Raw genomic sequence first — 6,471 nt, forward strand, 5'->3', positions numbered from 1 at the left:
TCAAAGCGAAGGACGATTCTGCTTAAGACTTTTTCACTGCGGCTTTAATGAAACAACAACTCGACCGCGTACCTTTCCATCAAGCAATTTATAGGCCGTTTCGACTACGTCTTGCAAAGCGATTTCTTCACTGATGTTGTCATAGTCTGTAGGTTGCAAGAGTTCGCTCAAGCGTTGCCACGCTTCAATGCGGTCTGCTAAGGGTCGCATAACGCTGTCGATGCCGATTAACTTGACGCCTCGTAAAATAAATGGCGCAACGGAAGCAGGGAAGTCCAAACCTTGAGCCAAACCGCAAGCGGTAACAACACCGCCGTATTTTGTGCTTGCACAAGCGTTGGCTAAGGTATAGCTGCCGACACAATCAATAACACCAGCCCAACGCTCTTTTTGTAAAGGCTTACCCGGCTCAGACAGTGTTTTTCTATCGATGATGTCGCTCGCGCCAAGACTTTTCAGGTACGCCCCTTCTTCCATACGACCTGTGGAAGCCACTACGCGATAACCCAGACGATTAAGTAAACGAATGGCAAAGCTGCCAACACCACCATTGGCGCCTGTCACTAAAATTTCACCAGAATCTGGCGTAACACCTTGTTTTTCAAGCGCAAGTACCGACAACATTGCCGTGTAACCTGCTGTACCTATTACCATAGATTGCTTAGCGTCTATACCTTTTGGCAGCGGGATAAGCCAGTCGCTTTTTAAACGAGCTTTTTCAGCCAATCCACCCCAATGTACTTCGCCCACACCAAAGCCATTCAGTACCACAAAATCCCCCACCGAGAAGCGATTGGAATCACTTTGCAAAACCTTACCCACTAAGTCGATCCCCGGCACCATGGGAAAAGAACGCACCACAGGAGACTTACCCGTGATGGCTAAGCCGTCTTTGTAATTTAAGGTGCTGTAATGCACTTCGATTAGCACATCGCCTTCCGGTAGCTGATCTTCTGATAAATCAACGATAGACACAGCGCTTTTTTTGTCTTCTTGCGTGATCAATAAACCTTTAAACATAAATCCTCCAATTTAGACCGTTCGTCTATTTATAGACAAATAAGCTATAGGCAAATAAGCCAAGCACCTATGCTTAGCTGTCGTCATTAATCTGTTTTAATTTGAATCGCTTGGATAAAAAACGTCATGAATAAACTTAATGGCTGAGTGCTTTTTACTAGTCTTGCCCTATGAACAGCACCTTCCCAGCCCATCCAAAATGCTTGAGCGGTCTCTTCGATACTCGTTTGTAGATTGATTTCACCTTGCTTTTGGCTTGCTAATAAGCAAATAGCAACACGAGCTTGCCAACTTTGATAGGTCAATTGCAATTGCCCTCGAAATGCTTCTGACAACAAGGTAGATTCTTGTTCCAAGTTACCAACCAAACAACCACGTTTAAACTCATGGCGGACAATACCGTCTTGAGCATCTTGGACAAAACGCTGCAGACGTTCCAGCGGTGAAAACGCCTCGTCTAGTAAAAAGGCATCCAGTTTGGCGTCAAAATAACGACGATAGCGGTCTAAAACGGCCAAACCAAAAACCTCTTTACTGGAAAAATAATGATAAAAAGAGCCTTTTGGTACACCTACAGACTTTAGGATAGGGTCGATACCACTGCGAATAAACCCAGACTCCGTCAATATCAGCATACCGGCGCGTAATAAGGCTTCTCGGGTGTCTAAAGAGTCGGCCGATTGTTTTTTTGGTCGACCACGACGAGGCTTATCAGAAAAATTAACGGTGGTATCTGATTCATCAAGAAAAGGCGGCACGGTCTCATACCTAGGCAATTAAAACAGGATGGTTATCAATTTAGACCAGTCGTCTATGTAATTCAAGCGCTTCATATTACGGCATCTTCTCTTAATTTGTCTTTTGTCGGCGGTGCACCAAAATAACGTTTATAGTCGCGACTAAACTGATGAATGCTTTTATAACCCACTTTTAAAGAAATTTGACTGACATTGAGATGACCTTGATTTAACAGCATTTGCGCTTTTAAAAGACGCAAACGCTTTAAATATTGCAAAGGAGAGGAGCCAGCAATGTTTTTAAAATGATGATGGAAGCTAGAAACGCTCATATTGGCATCTTCGGCAAGCTGTTCCACACGAACATCTTGATCCAGTTGTAAATGCATTTGTTTAAGGGCATTCACAATCAATGAAAAGCGCCCTTGATTTACCACTAAAGCCCGTAAAGCAGCACCTTGTGGGCTTTGCAAGGCTTCAAAAATGACTTCTCTCACTCGACTTTGCCCCATGACTTTGGCGGTGTAAGGATCATGCAACGCTTTAATCAGACGAGACACCGATTCGATCATCTCATCACTCATTGGGACGCGGATGACATGGGAAAATGAGTAACAGATGGCTTTAAATCGTCTTCAGAAGAAACAGTCACCAACTCAGATAATAAAACAGGATCGATATCAATAGAGACCCCCAAAAGCGGTTCTTGATGACTGGCGAAGGTTTCACATTCGAAAGGCAGAGGCAAGGTTTGCACCAAGTAGTGTCCAGAATTGTAGTGAATTTCACGGTCGCCTAAGTAGCCTATTTTTTGGCCCTGAACAATAATAGTGAGTCCTGGCCGATAAATAAGAGGCATTCGAGGTAAGGATTTTGCGCACTTCATTAGCCGAACATTGGCAATTAAGGTATCAGAAAAGCCATCGTCACTCACCAGAGGTTTAAGCAAATCGACTAAATTTCTATCGCTCATCTTTGATCCACCCATCTATAAAAATCAATGGGATTATTATGCATACAAGATTGTGTAGGAAAAGTTAAGTTTGTCTAATTTAGAGAAATAGGCAAAACAATAGCAAGAATGCACAACACAAAACGAACAATATTACTCTACACTAGTCACAACATGTTTCATGTTCACAGACTGGAGTAAGCATTTATGAGTAAAGCAAAATCTTACGCGGCTCTATCCGCAACGACCCCATTAGCCCCTTTTTCTTTTGAGCGCCGCGCTCTTCGTGCAGACGATGTCAACATCGATATTCTGTATTGCGGTGTTTGTCATTCTGATATTCACGTAGCAGAAAGTGATTGGGGTCCTAGTAATTACCCAATCGTTCCTGGTCATGAAATTGTCGGTAAAGTCACCGAAGTTGGCAGTAAGGTCTCTAAATACAAAGTGGGTGATATTGTTGGTGTAGGCTGTATGGTCGATTCTTGCCAGCATTGTTCTCATTGCGCCGCAGATCTAGAGCAATATTGCGATAATGGCTTTGTTGGTACTTACGGTTTTAACGACCTAATTGATGGTACGTTAACCTATGGCGGTTATTCAGATCACATCGTAGTTCGCGAGAAGTTTGTCTTATCGATTCCCGAAACATTGGCGTTGAGTAAAGCAGCACCCTTATTATGTGCCGGTATCACCACTTATTCTCCATTGCGTCATCATGGTGTGAAAGCAGGCGATAAAGTTGGCGTGTTAGGTATGGGCGGCCTTGGACACATGGGCGTGAAATTCGCCAAAGCCTTTGGTGCAGAAGTGACTATTTTCACGCGCTCTGAAAGCAAAATAGCGGAAGCGAAAAAGCAAGGTGCTGATCATGTAATCGTTTCAACGGATGAGGCACAAATGCAAGCGGCCGCCATGACGTTTGATTACTTGCTCGATACGATTCCGGTTCAACATGATTTGAACCCTTATTTGAATTGCTTAAAAGTCGATGGAACCCATATTTTAGTCGGACTGATCGAACCGATGGAACCCGCGGTTCATGCCGCTAACTTGGTCATGAAACGTCGTATTCTTACAGGTTCACTGATAGGGGGTATTGCAGAGACACAAGAAATGTTGGATTTCTGTGCACAACATAGCATTGAGTGTGATGCTGAGATGATCGACATTCAAGACATTAACCATGCTTATCAGCGCATGAAGAAAGGTGATGTGAAATACCGTTTTATCATTGATATGAAAAGTCTAAAAAACAACGAGTAAATAAAACCGTAAACAGCCTGTAATCGACACAGCGCCAGTGATGCAACCTACTGCATCACTGGCGCTTTTTTTTGCCTGTGCAAAAGCTATTTGTTAGGGAAATAGGAGGGTAAAAAGATATACACAAACAGATTTTTATCCAAATTGAGACGCTGAGGATAAAGTTACTCACAAAAAAAGACTTTTTTAGGCTTAAATTTTTATACACAAGCGAAATTTTATCCCTGTCAAGACATTGACAGACAAATTATGCACATTCTTTATTGTCTTGAAATGTGGAGTTTTCAATTTTTTTTATTTTTTTGCCTGTGGACTGTTTTTTAGTAAACCCCCCCTTGTAACCGTGATTTTTTAAACAAATATTCATAAAAAACATATAGATAGGTTTTTAAAAAGGGGATTTTATTACTGTTGATAAGTCTGGTGATAGGTGGATAAGAAGTTTTGCACAGTTTTTAACAACTTCGAGCAAAAAAAGACACTCTGTATAAGTGACTAGTTTATACACAGGATAAGGTTATCCACATCACAGGAAAGGAAGCCCTGTCTTAACAAGATGTTATCTCTGTAAGTTATTAACATATATAGCTAAAATATATTTATACACAGATTTTGGCTTCTTACATAAACATAACAAACATAAAAAGACATATATACTTAATTAACTTATTAATATTGATGACCGGGGATTGTGTTCTGATGTCTCTTTCTTTTTAAAAAATTGCCGATATACTAGGCCACCTTATCGAATCTGTTCGTTTTTTATTCATTTCTTATTAAGTAATACCGAGGTTCCCGTGGATTTCCCAAGTTGTTTCGATGTAATTGTGGTTGGTGGCGGACATGCTGGCACAGAAGCCGCTTTAGCTGCTGCCCGGATGGGTGTAAAAACACTTTTACTGTCCCACAACATTGAAACGTTAGGACAAATGTCTTGTAACCCTGCTATAGGTGGTATTGGAAAATCCCATTTAGTTAAGGAAATTGATGCATTAGATGGTGCAATGGCGTTAGCAACAGATAAAGCAGGTATTCAATTCCGTACGTTAAATTCACGTAAAGGACCAGCTGTTCGTGCGACTCGTGCACAGGCTGACCGTATATTATATAAAGCCGCTATTCGCCATAAATTAGAAAACCAGCCAAATTTGTGGCTTTTTCAACAGTCTGTAGAAGATCTTATTGTCGAAAATGGTGCTGCTCGTGGCGTCATAACACAAACTGGAATTCGCTTTAATAGTAAAACAGTAGTATTGACGGCTGGCACTTTTCTGGGTGGTGTTATCCACATTGGTTTACAAAATCACTCTGGTGGTCGTGCTGGGGATCCGCCATCTATTGGCCTAGCACAAAAACTACGCGCCTTGCCATTTCGGGTTGATCGCTTAAAAACGGGGACTCCTCCTAGAATCGACGCACGTTCTGTTGATTTTTCACAGATGCAAGCACAGCCTGGTGATGATATTGATCCAGTCATGTCCTACATGGGCAACCGCGCAATGCACCCTCGTCAAATCGAGTGCTTTATTACACATACTAATGAACGCACCCATGACATTATTCGTGCAGGAATGGACAGATCCCCTATGTACACAGGTGTGATCGAAGGGGTTGGCCCACGTTACTGTCCTTCTATTGAAGACAAAATCGTACGCTTTGCTGATAAAAACTCACATCAGATTTTTATTGAACCAGAAGGCTTAACCACACACGAATTGTATCCAAATGGTATTTCGACTTCTTTACCATTTGACGTACAAATTGAGCTGGTCCGTTCAATGAAAGGCATGGAAAACGCTCACATTATTCGCCCTGGTTACGCGATTGAATACGATTATTTTAATCCACAAGATTTAAAATACTCTTTAGAAACCAAACACATGCCTGGTTTGTTTTTTGCCGGACAGATTAACGGGACAACAGGCTACGAAGAAGCGGGCGCACAAGGTCTACTTGCGGGCTTAAACGCAGCGTTGTTAGCACAAGACAAAGAGGCTTGGACACCGCGTCGCGATGAAGCGTATCTAGGTGTTTTGGTTGATGATCTAATCAGTATGGGGACAAAAGAACCCTACCGTATGTTTACTAGCCGTGCGGAATATCGCTTGATTTTACGCGAAGATAACGCCGACATGCGTTTGACAGAAAAAGGTCGTGAACTTGGTTTAGTGTCTGATGAACGTTGGGCTGCTTTCTGCAAAAAACGTGAAGCCATTGAATTGGAAACACAGCGTCTTAAATCTAGTTGGATTGTGCCGAATACACCCGAAGCGGAGAGCATTAACCCTAAACTAGAAACGCCGATTACCCATGAATACAGCTTGTTGGACTTACTTAAACGTCCAAATATTGTGTATTCTGATGTGGCAAATCTAAAAAATGCTCTTGATGAGCCTGTTGACGAGCAAGTTTCCGAGCAGGTACAGATCGCCGTTAAGTACGCGGGTTACATCAGTCGTCAAGCTGAAGACATCGAGCGTTTACGTCGTCAGGAAA

General features: G+C 42.3%; 6 protein-coding genes. 2 read left to right on the top strand and 4 right to left on the bottom strand.

Annotated features, from left to right (window positions below; genetic code table 11):
* Positions 1-33: 33 nt before the first annotated feature.
* The 4 genes from acuI to DK187_RS21535 form a co-directional block, all read right to left on the bottom strand.
* Positions 34-1,020 (bottom strand): acrylyl-CoA reductase (NADPH), encoded by a 987-nt coding sequence (gene acuI, locus DK187_RS02705; protein ID WP_111605796.1) that lies wholly within the window; start codon positions 1,018-1,020, stop codon positions 34-36.
* 86 nt (positions 1,021-1,106) lie between these two features.
* On the bottom strand, positions 1,107-1,778 hold the full coding sequence (gene acuR, locus DK187_RS02710; protein ID WP_111605797.1) for an acrylate utilization transcriptional regulator AcuR: 672 nt from the start codon (positions 1,776-1,778) through the stop codon (positions 1,107-1,109).
* Positions 1,779-1,849: 71 nt separating this feature from the next.
* Positions 1,850-2,329, bottom strand: coding sequence for a helix-turn-helix domain-containing protein (locus DK187_RS21530; RefSeq protein WP_308422557.1), 480 nt, complete (start codon positions 2,327-2,329; stop codon positions 1,850-1,852).
* A gap of 8 nt (positions 2,330-2,337) precedes the next feature.
* Positions 2,338-2,730: an AraC family transcriptional regulator gene (locus DK187_RS21535; protein ID WP_308422558.1), complete on the bottom strand. Its 393-nt coding sequence runs from the start codon at positions 2,728-2,730 to the stop codon at positions 2,338-2,340.
* Between the two features lie 186 nt (positions 2,731-2,916).
* On the opposite strand from DK187_RS21535, the gene DK187_RS02720 reads away from it, so the two are divergent.
* On the top strand, positions 2,917-3,975 hold the full coding sequence (locus tag DK187_RS02720; RefSeq protein ID WP_111605798.1) for an NAD(P)-dependent alcohol dehydrogenase: 1,059 nt from the start codon (positions 2,917-2,919) through the stop codon (positions 3,973-3,975).
* 797 nt (positions 3,976-4,772) lie between these two features.
* A partial coding sequence (gene mnmG, locus DK187_RS02725; protein ID WP_111605799.1) for a tRNA uridine-5-carboxymethylaminomethyl(34) synthesis enzyme MnmG occupies positions 4,773-6,471 on the top strand: 1,699 nt, incomplete at its 3' end.

This window comes from Marinomonas arctica (assembly GCF_003259225.1).
GTDB lineage: Bacteria > Pseudomonadota > Gammaproteobacteria > Pseudomonadales > Marinomonadaceae > Marinomonas > Marinomonas arctica.

Bases quoted from the DNA above. Each gene is read 5' to 3' on its own strand.
- acuI (WP_111605796.1), bottom strand. From the start codon at position 1,020: ATGTTTAAAGGTTTATTGATCACGCAAGAAGACAAAAAAAGCGCTGTG.
- DK187_RS21530 (WP_308422557.1), bottom strand. From the start codon at position 2,329: ATGATCGAATCGGTGTCTCGTCTGATTAAAGCGTTGCATGATCCTTAC.
- DK187_RS21535 (WP_308422558.1), bottom strand. From the start codon at position 2,730: ATGAGCGATAGAAATTTAGTCGATTTGCTTAAACCTCTGGTGAGTGAC.
- DK187_RS02720 (WP_111605798.1), top strand. From the start codon at position 2,917: ATGAGTAAAGCAAAATCTTACGCGGCTCTATCCGCAACGACCCCATTA.